Below are 17,822 nucleotides of genomic sequence, written 5' to 3'. Positions count from 1 at the left end.
TTTGTTTGTTTATGTGTAGTTTCTAAGTTTCAGGTTTCAAATTTCAAGTTAAGTGCGTTGCGCTAACCTGAAACCTGAAACTTTAAACTTGAAACAAATTCTCTCTACTCTTTAAGCGCTTTCACAAGCACTTTATCAATTTTTACGCCGTCCATGTCGACAACTTCTAGGACGAATTTCTGCCAGACTAGTTTTTCTCCTTCTTTTGGAATATGAGAAAGCTCCGTCATAATCATGCCGCTTACGGTGTTTACTTCGTAATCGTTTGTCAGCTCGTCTAACTCAAAATAAGTTAAGAAATCGTGTAACGAATAATGTCCGTCAACCAGCCAAGAACCATCTTCTCTTTCTATAAGCTGAAATTCATCTTTATAAAATTCAGATGCATCTCCAACTAAAGCCTCCAGAATATCGTTCAACGTAATCAAACCTTGAAAAACTCCATATTCGTCTGAAACTAAAGCATAATGAACGCCAGTTTTCTTGAAATTTTCTAAAGCTTTGTAAGCTGTTGTCTGCTCCATTAAATAAGGCGCATCAGAAACAATAGCTGATAAATCAAAATTATCATTTTCGATACTAGCGAAAATATTTTTAAGAGTTACTACTCCAACTATATCATCGTAATTATCATTATAAACTGGGTAAACCGTATGCAGATCCTGAACTACCAATTCTTTAATCTTTTCCTTATCTGCTTTTAATGGCAGCATGTCAACCGATTTGCGATGCGTCATTAAAGAGTTTACTTTTCTATCACCAATATGAAAAACACGTTCCACAATATCTTGTTCAATTTCTTGAACTTCCCCAACTTCAGTTCCTTCTTTAATTATGGCCTTAATTTCTTCTTCGGTAACTTTTCCGTCGGCGGTTGGTTTTATCTGAAAAACATTCAATAGAAAATCTGTTGAAGATGTTAAAAGCCAGATAAAAGGTGCTGTAATTATCGAAATTACTTTCATTGGCATTGCTACCATTTTTGCAATTGCTTCTGGATAATTTAATCCGATTCTTTTTGGAAGTAATTCTCCTAAAACCAATGAGAAGAAAGTTAAAATTACAACCACAATTCCAACAGCTACTGAGTGTGCATAAGGTTTTAAAAATGCAAAACCGGCAACGAAAATTTCAACATCTGCAGTTACTTTATCTCCAGAATAAATACCTGTTAAAATTCCGATTAAGGTAATTCCGATTTGTACTGTAGATAAAAATTTGTTAGGCGAGTTGGCTAAATCGAGTGCTGTTTTAGCACTTTTATTGCCTTTTTTCGCTGCTGTTTCAAGCCTGTTTTTACGGGCAGAAATCAAAGCGATTTCGGACATGGAGAAAACTCCGTTTAAGAGAATTAGAAAAAATATAATTAGTATTTCCAATTGATAGGGGATTCGTTATAAAATGGTCTTGTTAAATGCAATTTGTACTCTCAATTTATTCTAGCCCAGATGGAAGTGAAAAGCCCGGAGCTAAAAAAACTAATTTTTCCTGCCATAAAACAGCGACCAGCGGAAGCTCGTTTTAGGGTTTGGAAAAATAGTTTTTTTAGCGAGGACTTGTAACGTACAGCTGGAAAAAGCTTCTACAAATTATCTATAACTGACGTTAAGCGCTCTGTAATTTGTTCAATAGTTCCGATACCGTCTACGGCATGAAACTTATTTTGTTCTTTATAATATCCAATTAGCGGAGCTGTTTTCTCATTGTATTCTTGATATCTCACACGAATTTTTTCTTCGTCTTGATCATCAGCTCTTCCGCTTGTTTTTCCTCTTTCTAATAAACGTTTTACCAAAATTTCGTCATCTGCTTCTAAAGCAATTGTTGCTGTTACGCTTGACCCAATTGTTGGCAAAAATTTATCTAAAGCCTCAGCCTGATTAATTGTTCTTGGATAACCGTCGAACAAAAATCCTGCTGTATCAGGATGTTTTTTTACCTCATCAATTAACATTGCAGTTGTTACTTCGCATGGAACCAATTCTCCATTATCCATAAAAACTCTTGCTTTTTTACCTAGTTCTGTGTCATTTTTTAAATTAAAACGAAAAATATCTCCTGTTGAAAGATGTGTTAAATTATATTTTTCCTTTAAAAATTCTGCCTGAGTTCCTTTTCCTGCACCAGGCTTTCCAAATAAAACAATGTTAATCATAATTGAAATGAGTGTTGTTACTTCTAATTTTTGTCAGAAGTTTTTAAATGAATATATAGTTGTGTTTTTTTATTCTGCTAATTTATAGACTTCGGTTAAATTTCTACCTAAACCATCGTAGTCCAAACCGTAACCTACAATAAATTTATTTGGAATACGAACTCCAACGTAATCTATCTTAATATCTTTTTTATAAGCTTCTGGTTTAAAGAATAAAGTGGCAATTTTAAAATGCTTGACATTTTTTTCTTTAAACAAACGTTTCAATTCTTCGATCGTGTTTCCAGTATCGATAATATCTTCAATAATTATAACTGTTCTTCCAGTCAAATCCTGATTAATTCCTATTAATTCCTTAACCGAATTAGTAGTTTCAGTTCCTTCATACGATGCCATTTTTATAAATGAAACCTCGCATGGTTTTTTGTATTTCTTTAAAAAATCTGACACTACCATAAAAGCGCCATTCAAAACTCCAATAAAAATTGGTGTATCATCTCCAAAATCATCCTCTACCTGAGCCACTATTTTAGTTAAAGCAAAATCAATTTCTTTAGCCGAAATAAACGGAACAAATTGTTTATCGTGAAGTTGTATCATTATTTTTCTTTTTAAAATAATGCACAAAGATACAGAATTACAACTTAACTGCTTCTATCAAAATAAACTGTATATCGATATTTTTTACGAATGTTAAATATCAGTTAATAATTACAAATTATTTTTTGACGGTATTTTTAATTTGAGTAAATTGTTGTGATATAAATATTTAACTCCAAGAATTCAAATGAAAAAATCCTTACCACTATTTTCTATATCATTACTGGCACTAATGACCGCATGCAACGGACAAGTTAAAAAAGAAGAAAAAGAAGTTTTAGCCAAACAACCCAATACTATTGTAAAAACTGCTATTGGTGATTTAACGCTTCCTCCGCCTTACGCAACTGAATCTAAAACGAACAATAGCAAAGTTATAGGCTGGTCTGAAGGCAAAACACCAAAAGCACCAGAAGGTTTTACTGTAACTAAATTTGCTGACGGATTTGAAAATCCGCGATGGACTTACATCGCGCCCAACCAAGATATTTTTGTTGTCGAAAGCGGAACAAGATCCAGCAAAAATCAAATTACGGTTTTACGCGATAAAGATAAAGACGGAAAATTTGAAACTCGTGAAGTTTTTATATCTGGATTAAACAAACCTTTTGGAATGCTGGTTCTTAAAGACTTTTTCTACATTGCAAATACCGACGGATTATACCGTTATCCTTATAAAAACAATCCGTTGAAATTGGAAACAAAAGGTGAAAAAATCCTTGAACTTCCTGCCGGCGGTTACAACAACCACTGGACTAGAAATTTATTGGCAAGTCCTGATGGAAGCAAAATCTATGTTTCTGTAGGTTCTGGAAGTAATGTGGGCGAAAACGGAATGGACAAAGAAGTTCGTCGTGCCGCTATTTTAGAAATTAATCCTGACGGAACAGGCGAAAAAATCTATGCTTCGGGATTGCGAAATCCTGTTGGAATGGATTGGAATCCAGCCAACAAAGAATTATGGACTGCTGTAAATGAGCGCGATGAATTAGGCGACGACTTAGTTCCAGATTATATTACAAGTGTAAAAAGAGATGGTTTCTACGGATGGCCGTATTCTTATTTTGGAAGTATTCCTGACCCACGATTGAAAGGTGAAAGAAAAGATTTAGTTGAAAAAGCAATTGTTCCTGATGTTCCTGTAGGTTCTCATACTGCTTCGTTGGGATTGGCTTTTTATACCAAAAATGCTTTTCCTGCTAAATATAAAAACGGAGCTTTTGTAGGTCAGCACGGTTCTTGGAATCGTTCTAAAATTTCAGGATATAAAGTGCTTTTTGTTCCTTTTAAAGATGGAAAACCTTCAGGAAAACCAGAAGATTTCTTAACTGGTTTTATTTCTGATTCTAATAAAGCTGAAGTTTACGGACGCCCGGTCGCGGTAACAGTTATGAATGACGGATCGCTTTTGGTAAATGACGACAGCGGAAATACCATTTGGAAAGTTACTGCGAATAAATAAAGTTTTTAAAAATAAAAATTCCAAATTCCAAATTCCAAATTCCAAATTCCAAACTATAAAAATTAAACACATAGAGACATAGATTTTGTTTCGTAGATTAAGATTAAAAAGAAAACCCGTTTTCACACATAGCTATGTGACTTTAGGAAAAGTGAAACGACTTTTTGCCTCAATGAAACCTATGTTTCTATGTGTTAAATAAAACTGCATTTTAACCATTCCATTTATGCCGTCCAAAAAATACCTTCTTTTTTTCTTTATTCTTTTTATTTCTAAAAACATTTTAGCACAGGAAAAAGAAGCTCAAAATATTGATTCTGTAAAAACCCAAAAACTGAATGAAGTTTTAATAAGTCCGCTTCATATTAACCGAGATTTACAAAACAGCCCTGCTTCTATTGGCATTTTATCTGAAAAAGAATTACTTCGAAATAACACTACCGACATCAGTAATGTCATTAACACTATTCCAGGCGTTTTTATGCAATCGTCAAATATTACTACAACCCGAATTTCGATTCGCGGTATTGGCGCCAGAACTCCTTACGGAACAAATAAAATCAGGGCCTTTTACGGAAGCATTCCTTTGACATCTGGAAACAGCGAAACGGTAATTGACGATATCGATCTTCAAAACATCAATCAGATTGAAGTTATAAAGGGACCGCTTTCGAGTATTTACGGAGCAGGATTGGGCGGTGCGATTTTAATTTCACCACAAACCTTAAAAAATGGGCAGTATCAAGCTGAAGTAAGTTCTGTTTTTGGTTCTTTTGGATTACTGAAAAACAGAGTGAGTTTTGATTTGAATGAAAAACACGCTTCCGTAAGTCTGAATTATCACAATTTAAAAACAGATGGCTGGCGCGAAAACAGCGCCTATAATCGGGAAGGAATTACACTTTCTGGAGAATTGTTTCGAAAGAAAAATAGCAAGTTGACGTACTTTTCCAACTATACTTATTTAAAAGCTTTTATTCCGAGTTCAATCAACAAAACGGCTTTTGAAAATAATCCGCAGTTGGGCGCACCAACTTGGGTTGCTTCGAAAGGTTTTAAGGAATACAAATCGACTCTCGGGGGATTGGCTTATGATTTCAAAATAAACGATCACCTCAACAATTCGACTTCTGTTTTTATCAATTATAAAGACAGCAACGAACCACGTCCTTTTGATATTTTACGCCAATATACTTTTGCATCGGGTGTCAGAACTCAATTTTCTGGTGATTTTACAATTGGAAAAATTAAAAATCAATTTATTGGCGGAATTGAATATTTCAACGATAATTACAGCGGTAATACTTTCGAAAATCTCTATCAGCAAAATAATGGAAACGGAAGTTTACAAGGCGATCAGCTTACGGCAACCGATCAAAAAAGACATTTTTACAATATTTTTTCGCAAATTAGAACTTTACTTTCCGATCAATTTGAAATTCAAGCAGGATTAAATTACAACAAAACAAAATTTGAACTTCAAAATGATTTTCCCGCTTCCGCGAATGATCCGAAGGAAAAATACAGTTATGATGGAATTTTTTCACCGCAGCTTTCTTTTTTATACAAACCGAATGAAGTTCGAACTTTTTACTTTTCTGTAAGCCGAGGATTTTCTCTTCCTGCAACCGAAGAAACTTTAACCTCAACTGGAAACATCAATCCAAACATTAAACCCGAGACAGGTTACAATTTTGAATTGGGCGGAAAACTTCATTTCTTCAACAAAAAACTATATACTCAAATTGCCGTTTACCGAATGGAAATTAAAGATTTACTGGTTGCGAAAAGAATTGGCGACGATCAATACGAAGGTGTAAATGCTGGAAAAACTTTTCATGAAGGAATCGAAATTTCACTCAACCACAATTGGCCAATTAATCGAATTTTTAATCTAAATTCTTTTATCGGAACATCGATTGGAAATTATGAATTTAAGGAATTTGTTGATAATGGAAATGATTTTTCTGGAAACAAATTAACTGGAGTTCCCGCCAATACAGCAAGTGCTGGTTTTACTTTAAATACGAGTTCAGGATTTTACTTTACAGCCGATTTTCAGTTTACCGATAAAATTCCGCTAAATGATTCTAACGCTGATTTTTCTGATTCTTATTCTTTATTAAATTTAAAAACAGGTTATCAATTCGAAATTTTATCTGGTTTAAAAGCTCATATTGATGCTGGCGTAAATAATGTCACAAACGAAAAGTACGCTTCGATGATTCTGACTAACGCAACCGCAGTAGGAAATGCACAGCCAAGATTTTATTATCCAGGATTGCCAATAAATTATTTCGGAATTATCTCACTAAATTACTTATTTTAGCAGAGTATTTAATACCACAAAGATGCCGTCTGAATTGCAAAGAAAATTGGATTATGTAAATGCTTATCGGGAAAATCGTCTCATAGCTGCACAGGATATTTTAGAAAACCCATCACTTTTTGGTGAATTGGTTTCAATTTGTTTTACGCCATCAGACAAAAACAATCATAAAGCCTGCTGGATTTTAGAATTTGTTTCTTACGAAGAATTACTTTGGCTTCAGCCGCATCTGGATTTTTTCTGTTCCAATTTGAAAGTTTTAAAAGATGAAAGTTCGCTTCGCCCAATTGCAAAAGTGGTACAGCTTCTTATAAAATCACATTACAAGAAAAACGAAAACTGCATTAAACTTTCTGAAGAAAATCTTCAAGACTGCATAGAAGCTTCTTTCGACTGGTTAATTACCGACGTTAAAGTTGCTACAAAAGCCTACTCAATCCGTACTTTATATATTTTAGGAAATCACTACGACTGGATTCATCCAGAACTTAAGGTTATAATTGACAAGGATTATGCAGATCATTCTGCCGCTTATAAAGCCGTCGCAAAAGAAGTTTTGAAAAAAATAAAATAGGTTTAGCCACAGATTAAAAGGATTAGAATGATTTATACTTTCTTTTTTTCACCACAAATTTTTAACAAAATGCAATTCGTATAAAGTCGTGTAATCCGTGGCAGCTTAAAAAAATCTTTTTTAATCCTTTTAATCTGTGGCGGAAAAACTAAATTTTGGCTAAAAAAGATTAAAAGGTATCTTTGCAAAAACACAACACAAAATGAATTATTTTTCTTCTGATTTTAAATTAGGAATATTAGGCGGCGGACAATTAGGTAAAATGCTTTTGTCTGACACCAGAAAATTTGACATACAAACTTATGTTTTAGATCCAAGCGACGAAGCACCGAGCAAAATTGCCTGCAATAAATTCTTTCAGGGCGATTTGATGGATTATGAAACGGTTTACAATTTTGGAAAACAAGTCGATGTTTTGACTTTTGAAATCGAATTGGTAAATCTTGAAGCTTTAACGCAATTGGAAAACGAAGGTGTAAAAGTATATCCGTCTCCAAAAACTTTAAAAGGAATTCAGAATAAAGGAACTCAAAAAGATTTTTATACCGAAAGTAATATTCCAACTGCATCTTATTTACGATTTGAAAGTCCACTGCATTTGCAAAAATCAGTTGGAAACAATGAAATCACAATTCCGTTTGTATGGAAATGCACTGAATTTGGATATGACGGAAATGGTGTAAAAGTAATTCGTCAGATTTCTGATATGGATGACTTGCCAAATGTAGAATGTATTGCAGAAACAATGGTTCCGTTCAAAAATGAATTGGCGGTAATTGTGGTAAGAAATCCATCTGGAGAAATTAAAACGTATCCCGTTGTAGAAATGGAATTTCACCCAGAAGCTAATCAGGTTGAATACGTAATCTGCCCTGCGAGAATCGACGAAAAAGTAGCCGAAAAAGCCCGAGCAATTGCTTTAAATGTTTCTGAAAAATTCAATCACGTTGGACTTTTGGCTGTTGAAATGTTCCAAACCAACGAAGATGAGATTTTAGTGAATGAAGTTGCTCCGCGTCCGCACAATTCTGGACATTACTCAATTGAGGCAAGTTACACTTCGCAATTCGAAAATCATTTACGTGCTATTTTAGATCTTCCGTTAGGAAACACAGACAGTAAAGTGGCCGGAATAATGGTAAATTTAGTAGGCGCCGAAGGTTTTTCTGGAGATGTAGTTTATGAAAATATCGAAACCATTTTAGGATGGAACGGCGTTACTCCGCATATTTACGGTAAAAAACAAACTCGTCCTTTCAGAAAAATGGGCCACGTAACGATAGTAAATGAAAATGTGGTTGAAGCAAGACGAATTGCAGAGGATGTTAAGAATACTATTAGAGTGATTTCTCAATAGTTTTCAGTCGCAGTCATCAGTTTGAAACTTGAAACCTGAAACTTGAAACAAAACAAAATAAACAAAAAAATAAAATGAGCAAAGTAGCCATTATAATGGGAAGCATCTCAGACATGCCAGTTATGCAGGATGCCATCGACATATTAAAACAATTTAATGTAGAAGTTGAAGTAGATATTGTTTCGGCACACAGAACGCCAGAGAAATTATTCGATTTCAGTAAAAACGCACATACGCGCGGAATTTCGGTTATTATTGCCGGAGCCGGAGGTGCAGCACATTTACCTGGAATGGTGGCTTCCATGTCTCCACTTCCTGTAATTGGAGTTCCGGTAAAATCTAGTAATTCTATTGATGGCTGGGATTCTGTTCTATCTATTCTGCAAATGCCAGGCGGAGTTCCTGTTGCAACTGTTGCTTTGAACGGAGCAAAAAATGCCGGGATTTTAGCAGCACAAATCATCGGAAGTCATGATAAAAAAGTGCTGGATACTATTATTTCTTATAAAGAAGAATTGAAAGCTGCGGTTAACAAGGCGGCTGAAGGATTGAAGTAGTTTTTAGTTTTCAGTCACAGTTTTCAGTATAAACTGTAACTGAAAACTGTGACTGAAAACTTAAATTATGCTACATCTTCAACTTCTTCCAAAACAGATTCAAATTCAGATTCCTCTATATCATCTTTATTGATCCAATTTTCTGAAGTAACCAAATCATAATTTGTATTATCTTCTGTTCTCAATTCCCAAATAATACTTTCGGCCTCAGGAAAGGGAATATTTTGAGAGATTTGATTCTCAAATAATCTCTTAATAAGATTTCTGTCAGACAAACCATTGTTCAATAATTTCAATACATTTTCGGCTGTTAACTTTTGCGCTTCGCCCTCAGTTGGTGTCATAGAAAAATGAACAATCGAAGCTTTTGCATTCGGAAATTTCCCGTTGTAAGCTTTAAAAAGCAATTGATTGACATGAAACAAAGTCCCTTGCATGTGTATTTCTGGATATTCTTCACAAACTTTATCAATCAACATATTATTGGAGATCTGCTCAATCTGTCCTTCACTTAATTGATCACCTAATTTATATTCTAAAACAATCTGCGCAGCTTCATTTGGCTCATAATCAGAAATTGCCATTTCTAATAATTCCGGCAGACTCGATTTATCTGCTGTCGCTCCATCAGGATAATTGAATTTTTCTAATAAGGCAATCAAATCTTCATCAGACCAATATCCTTCTACTTCATTTACCGTATCTATATTATTTATTACAACTTGATAATTCATCCTATTTATTTTTATAATTATGACTGGCATTTTATATGCAAATCCTATTTTGTCAATTTACGCTTTTAAAACCGTCCGCAGGAATAAATAACATATCTATAACACAATTTAAGAGGATTTTATGCCGAGAATCAATTTTATATAGATGAATAGACTTTTATAAATTGCTATCTTTGAAATTCAAAATTTCGACTTCAATTAATAAAAAAATTTATATCATAATGAGTATTTTACTTTCAAAATTTATAACTAAACATAACACCGCACCTTTTTCTCAAATTAAAATCGAAGACTACGTTCCAGCTTTTCAAGAAGGAATTGCTTTGGCTAAAGCCGAAATTGATGCAATCGTAAATAATCCCGACGCGCCGACTTTTGAAAACACAATTGTCGCGATGGATTTTTCTGGTGATATTTTAGATCGTCTTTCGAGTATTTTCTTCAATTTGAATTCGGCTGAAACGAATGACGAAATGCAGAAAATTGCACAGGAAGTTTCACCTCTGCTTTCAGAATTCGGAAATGACATTCGCCTAAATGCCGATTTATTTGCGAGAGTAAAAGCAGTTTACGATCAAAAAGAAAATTTGAACCTCAACCCAGAGCAAACAACTTTATTAGACAAAAAATATAAAAGTTTTTCTAGAAACGGAGCCAATTTACCTGAAGACAAAAAAAATCAATTAAGAGAAATTGACAAAGAATTATCGAAACTGAGTTTACAGTTTGGCGAAAATGTTTTAGCAGAAACCAATAATTTCGAATTGCATTTAACAGATGAAAAAGATTTATCTGGTTTGCCGGAAGGAACAATCGAAGCCGCTAGGTTATTAGCCAAAAATCAAGAAAAAGAAGGCTGGATTTTTACTTTAGATCATCCGAGTTATGTTCCGTTTTTGACTTATGCCGATAATCGCGAATTACGTAAAAAAATGGCAATTGCATTTGGTGCAAAAGCGTTTCAGAATAATGAATTTGACAATCAGGAAAATGTTCTAAAAATTGCAAAATTACGTTTTGAAAGAGCTAATTTATTAGGATACAAAACACACGCACATTTCGTTCTGGAAGAAAGAATGGCCGAAAGTCCAGAGAAAGTTTTCTCTTTCTTAAATGATTTATTGGCAAAAGCAAAACCTGCAGCTCAAAAAGAATTCGCTGAATTGGCCGCTTTCGCGAAAGAATTAGACGGGATTGAACAATTAGAAAAATGGGACGGCGCTTATTATTCTGAAAAATTAAAGCAACAGCTTTTTAATTTAGATGATGAAAAACTGAAACCCTATTTTCAGTCAGAAAAAGTATTGGACGGTGCCTTTACGGTTGCCAAAAAATTATACGGTTTAACTTTTACCGAGGTTTTTGATATTGATAAATATCACGAAGAAGTTACGACTTATGAAGTTAAAGATGCCGAAAACAATTTGGTTTCGATTTTCTATGCCGATTTCTTCCCAAGAAAAGGAAAAAGAAACGGCGCTTGGATGACTTCATTCAAATCACAATATGTAAAAGACGGCGTAAACGAGCGACCACATATTTCGAACGTTTGCAACTTTACAAAACCAACAGAAACAAAACCTTCATTATTGACTTTTAATGAAGTAACAACATTATTCCATGAATTTGGACACGGTTTGCACGGAATGTTAGCCAACACCACTTATCCAAGTTTATCAGGAACTTCTGTTTATTGGGATTTTGTGGAATTACCAAGTCAGATTATGGAAAACTGGTGTTACGAACCAGAAGCTTTAGCTTTATTCGCTAAACATTATGAAACGGGAGAAATTATTCCGATTGAATATGTACAGAAAATTAAGGAAAGTGCTAGTTTCCAAGAAGGATTGGCAACTTTACGCCAATTAAGTTTCGGACTTTTAGACATGGCTTGGCACGGACAAGATCCAACTAATATTACAGACTTAAAAGCTTTTGAAACGGAACAATTTGCCAACACACAATTGTATCCAGATGTAAAAGAAAATGCAATGAGTACGGCTTTTTCGCATATCTTCCAAGGTGGCTATTCTTCTGGATATTACAGCTACAAATGGGCAGAAGTTTTAGATGCTGATGCTTTTGAATATTTCCAGGAAAAGGGAATCTTTAATGAAGAAGTGGCGAAGAAATTCAAAGATAATGTACTTTCAAAAGGAGGAACAGAACATCCAATGACTTTATACAAACGTTTTCGAGGTCAGGAACCAAAACCGGAAGCTTTGTTGAAGAGAGCAGGTCTTTTGTAGACTTTCTTAGATTTTTAGACTTCTTAGAATATTAGACAAAACCGAAGCATTTCTGCTTCGGTTTTTTATTTGATTTTGTCTGCAACTAAATTTAGTTATCTTAGCATTTTTAAATCTTAATCTTACAAAAAATAAATTGAAAAAATATTTTAAAATCTTCCTTCTGCTTGCAATCATCGGATTAGTTGCCATTGTTTCTGTAAATTACTATGTAAAATCTACAACCAAAAAGCACATTTATTATTCCTTAAAAAAATTTCCTAAAAATGATGTCGGAATTATTTTTGGCGCAGGAATTAAGGGCGATCAGCCAAGTAAATATTTAAGAGACCGTCTGGATGCCGGGATTCTGCTTTGGAAAGCAAAACGTATTAATAAAATTTTACTTTCTGGCGATAACGGCCGAGAAGAATATGACGAATTAACGGTTATGAAAAATTACTGTTTTAATCACGGAGTTGACACAACAAAGATATTTATTGATTATGCCGGTTTCGATACCTATTCTACAATGTATCGCGCCAAACATATTTTTAAAATTAAAAGAGCTACTTTAATATCTCAGGAATATCATCTAAACCGCGCTATTTACATCGGACAAAAACTCGGAATTAAATCTGTTGGATATTCGGCGAACAAAGGAGAATATCTTGGCTATAAATATGTTTGCTTTAGAGAATATGGTTCAATCTTCAAATCTTTTTTTGATGTTTTGAGAAATCGACAACCTCGCTTTTTAGGCAGAGAAATTAATATTAATGGAGAATCAAATTATTCCAAGGAAGACAAACGATAAAAAAAACCTGCAAGAACATCTTGCAGGTTTTTTTTAAATATTTAGTCTATAATCTAAAGAAAAAAAATCTTAAGTCTTTACTCTTTATTCTATGTTCTATGTTCTTTCTACTCTTTCTCTAAAACTCTTTTGGCTAATTTTCCAACAGTCAATCCCTGAACTACAATTGAAAACAACACCACAATATAGGTTACTTCAAGTAAAAGGTTTTTGTATTCTCCCTCAGGCATAGAAAGCACCAGTGCAATAGAAACTCCTCCACGAATTCCTCCCCAAACCAAAACCATCAAAGAACCTTTATTGTAGGCAGATTTGATTCCGAAAAATTTAAAAATATCGAAAAATTTCCAAGGCAGAACTATTGATGTTAATCTCGAAAAAAGTACTATAAAGATAGCTACCAACCCTGTCAGCAATTGTTTATTTAAATCTGGCAGTAATAATAATTCAAAGCCAATAAACAAAAATAAAATAGCATTCAGAATCTCGTCAATAAGTTCCCAAAACTTTCCTAGATAATCTTGAGTCACTTCGCTCATAGCTACTTTTTTACCATAATTTCCAATAATTAATCCGGCCACTACCATTGCTAACGGACTCGAAACGTGTAAACTTTGGGCAATCAAAAACCCTCCCATAACAATCGATAGTGTGATTAAAACCGAAACTTTATAATCATCAATTTTCTTCATAACTCTTGATGCTGTAAATCCGAGAACGGCTCCTAATAAAAGTCCGCCGATTCCCTCTTTTGCAAACAGCCACGCGATAGAACCAAAACTCATATCAAAAGTGGGGTCGGTTGCCATTTTTAAAACCACAGCAAACATCACAACTGCTACTCCATCATTAAACAATGATTCACCAACAATTTTGGTTTCTATTCTTTTAGGAACTTTGGCTTGTTTTAAAACGCCCAACACCACAATTGGATCTGTTGGAGAAATTAAGGTTCCAAAAACCAAACAAAATATATAAGGAATTTTGATTCCTAAAATTGGTGTTATATAGTAAAGCAGCAGAGAAATGATTAATGCCGACAATACGACACTTACTGTAGAATAAATTATAATAGGAACTTTTTGTTCTTTAAGATCTGACATGTTTACGTGAAGCGCGCCGGCAAACAAAAGAAAGTTCAACATTGCTCCCATTAAAATTTCGTTGAAATCGAATTCTTTGATTAAATCAAAAAAATGTTTTGTAGTTGCAGGAAAATAAGAATCTCCCAAAAGACGAATTCCAACGGAAACCAACATGGCGATAATCATGATTCCGATCGTTCCCGGAAGTTTTAAAAATCTTAAATTTAAATAGGCGAAGAAAGATGCCAGCACGATAAGTACTGAAAAGGTGTAGTATAATTCCATAAATGTGATTTTTACAAAAATATCCTTCTCATTATTTAATCGAAAATTTCAAGACCTGAATTAACATAACTTTATAATTACAAAATTAAGTTTCATTTATTTTTGAAAGTTTAAAAACTTTTAATTACATTTGTTTCATGGAATTCAAAGAAGCAAAAAATAAGTTTGTACAAACCTGGGGAGCGTTAGGTTCTCAATGGGGAATTAATAAAACGATGGCACAAATCCACGCTTTATTAATGGTCTCAAACGATGCTGTTTCTATGGAAGATATTATGGATGAATTACAAATTTCCCGCGGAAACGCCAGTATGAACCTGAGAGCTTTAATGGATTGGGGAATTGTCTATAAAGAATACAAAGCCGGAGAAAGAAGAGAATTTTTTACAGCCGAAAAAGATTTAGACGAGTTAGCAGTTAAAATTTCAAGAGAAAGAAGCAAAAGAGAAATTAAACCTGCGCTTAAAATCTTAAAAGAAGTTTCGACTATCGAAGCAAAAGATTCAGCAGAAGAAAAGCATTTTGTAGATCAAACAACCAAATTGTATGATTTCGTTTTAAAAGCAGATAATATGTTAGACAAAATGACCGAATTTAATGATAACTGGCTTGGTAAGCTTGTTTTAAAAATCATGAAATAAAAAAATTTAATTAAAACTTTCATTTTTTTCTGAAAGTTTAAAACAATCAATAACTATGAAAGCAATTAATTACCTCAATTACTTTTTTGTCAGCATGCCAATTTTATTAGTTGTCATTGGCATATTGACTAATGAAAGTACAGGAAATATTACTGGTAGCGGATTCTTATTTTTAATACTAACAGGTTTGTTTCAAGTAATTTTCGGTATAAAAATGTTAATAGATGAGCCACAAGATAAAAACCTCCAATATTACATAAAAGGAGTTGTTTTCTTTTTTGCACTATGGATTACTAATGGTGTTTTTCTAAATTATCAAATGATCTATTTCATCTTATTTACAATGCCAATCATACTTGCAATCTTCTTTTCTATTATAACTTATAAAAAAGCCCACAAATGAATTTCTTAAAAGCAGAATGGAAAAATTTAGCACTTTTCAATTATGAAGTTGATGCCGAAATTTTAGAAAAATATCTTCCCGCAGGAACCGAAATTGATATTTGGAACAACAAATGTTACGTAAGCTTAGTTGGTTTTATGTTTAAAAACACCAAAGTCTTAGGATTGAAAGTGCCATTTCATGTCGATTTTGAAGAAGTCAATTTGAGATTCTACGTAAAACGTTTTGAAAATGGCGAATGGAAACGCGGTGTAGTTTTCATTAAAGAAATTGTCCCTAAAAAAGCGATCACATTTATTGCGAATACTTTGTATCAGGAACATTATGAAACTCAGAAAATGCGACATGAAATCATTGAGAATAAAAACACCAACACTTTTATTTATCAATGGAAAAATGATAAAAAGTGGAATACCATTCAACTGGAAACTGCAAATGTTTTAAAAGAAATTGAAGTCGATTCTGAAGCTGAATTCATTACGGAACATTATTTTGGATATACCAAAATCGACGAAGAAACTACTTTTGAATACGAAGTTCAACATCTGAGATGGGAACAATTGGAAGTTCTAAATCACCATATTGAAATTGATTTCGAAAAAATTTATGGAAACGATTTTGGATTTCTTCAAGATGCAAAACCAACTTCAGTTTTTTTAGCAAAAGGTTCAAAAATTACAGTTAAGAATAAAAGAAAACTGCAATCAATTCCAGCTTTAGAAGAAATGTATTAATCAATTAAAAACCAAAAATCATGAAAACGCTCGAAAACCAAACCTTACTTTATGACGAAGATTGTCCGCTTTGCAGTTTATACACAACCGGCTTTGTAAAAAGCGGAATGCTAGATGAAAACGGAAGAAAATCTTATTGTCAACTTTCTGATGAAGAACAAAGTTTTGTAGACTTAAAACGAGCGCCAAATGAAATTGCGTTGATTAATAATAAAACAAAAACAGTCACTTACGGAATTGATAGTTTAATAAAAGTGATTGGATTTTCTTTTCCGATAATAGAAAAAATTGCAACGGTAAAACCGATTCATTTTGTTCTAAAAAAAATGTATTCTTTTGTTTCTTATAACAGAAAAGTAATTATTCCGGGAACTGTAAAAGAAGAAAATAAATTAGAATGCACGCCTGATTTCGATTACAAATACAGATTTATTTTTATTGGATTCGCATTAACTATTACGAGTTTGGTTTTATTTGGATATTCTAATTTGATTCCGATTTTACCGAATTCAAATATGGCGAGAGAAATTATTTTGGCTTTGGGACAAATTGTTTTTCAAAGTTTATTTCTTTTAAACTATGACAGAAAAACCATAATCAATTATGTCGGAAATCTAATGACTGTTTCTTTAATGGGATCTTTGATTTTAGTTCCGATTTTGATTCTGAATCAGTTTATCAATCTTCCGGAAATGTTGGTTTTAGGTTGGTTTGGAATTACGGTTTTCATTATGTGTGCAGAACATTTTAGAAGGGTAAAAGTTTTAAAACTTCCCTTTTATTTATCTTACACCTGGATTTTATACCGAATTCTTGCTTTGCTTTTTATTTTAAATTAATTTCTCTACAGAAACCTAACAGGTTTTAAAAACCTGTTAGGTTTAACCCGAAAAACTATCAAAATGAGTAAACTTATCATCGCCGCCGGAACCGGATTTTTAGGACAGGTTTTAGTAAATCATTTCAAAAATAAATTTGAAGAAATTGTAATTCTGACCCGTGGAAAATCTCAGATAATTAACGGAATTAAATATGTAAACTGGAATGCCAGAACTTTTTCCGGCTGGGAAAAGGAATTGGAGAACGCAGCGGTTTTAATAAATCTTGCCGGAAAATCTGTTGATTGTCGGTATACTAAAGAAAATAAAAAAGAGATTCTTTTATCTCGAATTGAAAGTACCAAAATTATAAACAAAGCGGTTTTAAATTGCCAGAATCCGCCGAAACATTGGCTGAATTCATCAACCTCAACCATTTATCGTTTTTCATTAGACAAACAAATGGATGAAATTGACGGCGAAATTGGAAATGATTTTTCGATAAATGTGGCGCTTTCTTGGGAAAAAGCCTTCTTTAAAACTGAAACGCCAAAGACTTTAAAAACGGCTTTGCGAACTTCAATTGTTTTGGGGAAAGATGGCGGTGCTTTTATTCCGTTAAAGACTTTGGCGAAAATTGGTTTTGGAGGAAAACAGGGAAGCGGCAATCAGTTTATAAGCTGGATTCATGAAGATGATTTTGCGAATGCTGTTGATTTTATTATTGAAAAAGAAATCACTGGTGTTATCAATATTGTTTCTCCTGAACCCATTCGAAATGTTGATTTTATGCAAAAACTTCAAAAAGCAGTTGGTTTTCCTTTCGGAATTCCGATGAATCAATTCTTTTTGGAAATTGGATCTTTCTTTATTCGAACCGAAACTGAATTGGTTTTGAAAAGCAGAAATGTGATTCCGAAACGACTTTTGGAAAATGGGTTTCAGTTTAAGTTTGGAGATATTGATGAGGTTTTTAGAGATTTACTTCGCTAGCAACTTTGTCAAAGTTTAAAACTTTGACAAAGTTCGATCCCGATGATATT

17 protein-coding genes are annotated in these 17,822 nt (G+C 33.4%); 12 read left to right on the top strand and 5 right to left on the bottom strand.

The genetic code is table 11. The annotated features are described in order from the left end of the window. Positions 1 to 104: 104 nt before the first annotated feature. From EDB96_RS20405 to hpt, 3 genes are all read right to left on the bottom strand, one after another. Complete coding sequence (locus EDB96_RS20405) at positions 105 to 1,379, bottom strand: hemolysin family protein (RefSeq protein ID WP_113676555.1); 1,275 nt, start codon at positions 1,377 to 1,379, stop codon at positions 105 to 107. A gap of 203 nt (positions 1,380 to 1,582) precedes the next feature. After that, complete coding sequence (locus tag EDB96_RS20400) at positions 1,583 to 2,155, bottom strand: adenylate kinase (protein ID WP_057124310.1); 573 nt, start codon at positions 2,153 to 2,155, stop codon at positions 1,583 to 1,585. 69 nt (positions 2,156 to 2,224) lie between these two features. Beyond that, on the bottom strand, positions 2,225 to 2,755 hold the full coding sequence (gene hpt / locus EDB96_RS20395) for a hypoxanthine phosphoribosyltransferase (RefSeq protein ID WP_057114948.1): 531 nt from the start codon (positions 2,753 to 2,755) through the stop codon (positions 2,225 to 2,227). Positions 2,756 to 2,942: 187 nt separating this feature from the next. Here hpt and EDB96_RS20390 point away from each other — a divergent pair, with 187 nt between their 5' ends. The 5 genes from EDB96_RS20390 to purE all read left to right on the top strand — a co-directional run bounded on the left by EDB96_RS20390 (position 2,943) and on the right by purE (position 9,034). Next, the gene (locus EDB96_RS20390) at positions 2,943 to 4,217 is read left to right on the top strand and encodes a PQQ-dependent sugar dehydrogenase (RefSeq protein WP_134142833.1); all 1,275 of its coding nucleotides are present in this window, start codon (positions 2,943 to 2,945) and stop codon (positions 4,215 to 4,217) included. Positions 4,218 to 4,443: 226 nt separating this feature from the next. Continuing rightward, a complete protein-coding gene (locus EDB96_RS20385; RefSeq protein WP_134142832.1) occupies positions 4,444 to 6,546 on the top strand; it encodes a TonB-dependent receptor in 2,103 nt (700 codons plus the stop codon). Positions 6,547 to 6,568: 22 nt separating this feature from the next. After that, the gene (locus EDB96_RS20380) at positions 6,569 to 7,120 is read left to right on the top strand and encodes a hypothetical protein (RefSeq protein WP_134142831.1); all 552 of its coding nucleotides are present in this window, start codon (positions 6,569 to 6,571) and stop codon (positions 7,118 to 7,120) included. Between the two features lie 202 nt (positions 7,121 to 7,322). Continuing rightward, complete coding sequence (locus EDB96_RS20375) at positions 7,323 to 8,477, top strand: 5-(carboxyamino)imidazole ribonucleotide synthase (protein ID WP_057114952.1); 1,155 nt, start codon at positions 7,323 to 7,325, stop codon at positions 8,475 to 8,477. 74 nt (positions 8,478 to 8,551) lie between these two features. Continuing rightward, complete coding sequence (gene purE, locus EDB96_RS20370; RefSeq protein ID WP_057114953.1) at positions 8,552 to 9,034, top strand: 5-(carboxyamino)imidazole ribonucleotide mutase; 483 nt, start codon at positions 8,552 to 8,554, stop codon at positions 9,032 to 9,034. A 65-nt stretch (positions 9,035 to 9,099) separates the two neighbouring features. Here purE and EDB96_RS20365 read toward each other — a convergent pair whose 3' ends face one another. After that, on the bottom strand, positions 9,100 to 9,768 hold the full coding sequence (locus EDB96_RS20365; protein ID WP_134142830.1) for a hypothetical protein: 669 nt from the start codon (positions 9,766 to 9,768) through the stop codon (positions 9,100 to 9,102). A 221-nt stretch (positions 9,769 to 9,989) separates the two neighbouring features. Here EDB96_RS20365 and EDB96_RS20360 point away from each other — a divergent pair, with 221 nt between their 5' ends. Next, the gene (locus tag EDB96_RS20360) at positions 9,990 to 12,017 is read left to right on the top strand and encodes a M3 family metallopeptidase (RefSeq protein ID WP_134142828.1); all 2,028 of its coding nucleotides are present in this window, start codon (positions 9,990 to 9,992) and stop codon (positions 12,015 to 12,017) included. Between the two features lie 136 nt (positions 12,018 to 12,153). After that, positions 12,154 to 12,813, top strand: a complete 660-nt coding sequence (locus EDB96_RS20355; RefSeq protein WP_134142827.1) for a vancomycin high temperature exclusion protein — start codon at positions 12,154 to 12,156, stop codon at positions 12,811 to 12,813. Positions 12,814 to 12,920: 107 nt separating this feature from the next. Here EDB96_RS20355 and EDB96_RS20350 read toward each other — a convergent pair whose 3' ends face one another. Next, positions 12,921 to 14,183, bottom strand: a complete 1,263-nt coding sequence (locus EDB96_RS20350; RefSeq protein WP_134142826.1) for a cation:proton antiporter — start codon at positions 14,181 to 14,183, stop codon at positions 12,921 to 12,923. Positions 14,184 to 14,320: 137 nt separating this feature from the next. On the opposite strand from EDB96_RS20350, the gene EDB96_RS20345 reads away from it, so the two are divergent. The 5 genes from EDB96_RS20345 (at position 14,321) to EDB96_RS20325 (ending at position 17,772) form a co-directional block, all read left to right on the top strand. Beyond that, on the top strand, positions 14,321 to 14,824 hold the full coding sequence (locus EDB96_RS20345) for a GbsR/MarR family transcriptional regulator (RefSeq protein WP_134142825.1): 504 nt from the start codon (positions 14,321 to 14,323) through the stop codon (positions 14,822 to 14,824). 55 nt (positions 14,825 to 14,879) lie between these two features. Beyond that, positions 14,880 to 15,227, top strand: a complete 348-nt coding sequence (locus tag EDB96_RS20340; RefSeq protein ID WP_134142824.1) for a hypothetical protein — start codon at positions 14,880 to 14,882, stop codon at positions 15,225 to 15,227. Further along, a complete protein-coding gene (locus EDB96_RS20335) occupies positions 15,224 to 15,961 on the top strand; it encodes a YqjF family protein (RefSeq protein ID WP_134142822.1) in 738 nt (245 codons plus the stop codon). Before EDB96_RS20340 ends, EDB96_RS20335 begins: the two co-directional genes overlap by 4 nt. Positions 15,962 to 15,981: 20 nt before the next feature. Then, positions 15,982 to 16,800 carry a hypothetical protein gene (locus EDB96_RS20330; RefSeq protein WP_134142821.1) on the top strand — a complete coding sequence of 273 codons (819 nt, stop codon included), beginning with the start codon at positions 15,982 to 15,984 and terminating at the stop codon, positions 16,798 to 16,800. 63 nt (positions 16,801 to 16,863) lie between these two features. Beyond that, positions 16,864 to 17,772: a TIGR01777 family oxidoreductase gene (locus EDB96_RS20325; RefSeq protein WP_134142820.1), complete on the top strand. Its 909-nt coding sequence runs from the start codon at positions 16,864 to 16,866 to the stop codon at positions 17,770 to 17,772. Positions 17,773 to 17,822: the final 50 nt, after the last annotated feature.

The organism is Flavobacterium sp. S87F.05.LMB.W.Kidney.N, from assembly GCF_004366435.1.
Lineage (GTDB): Bacteria > Bacteroidota > Bacteroidia > Flavobacteriales > Flavobacteriaceae > Flavobacterium.
Note: the sequence above shows the minus strand (reverse complement) of the source record. Positions and strands in the feature narration are given on the sequence as shown.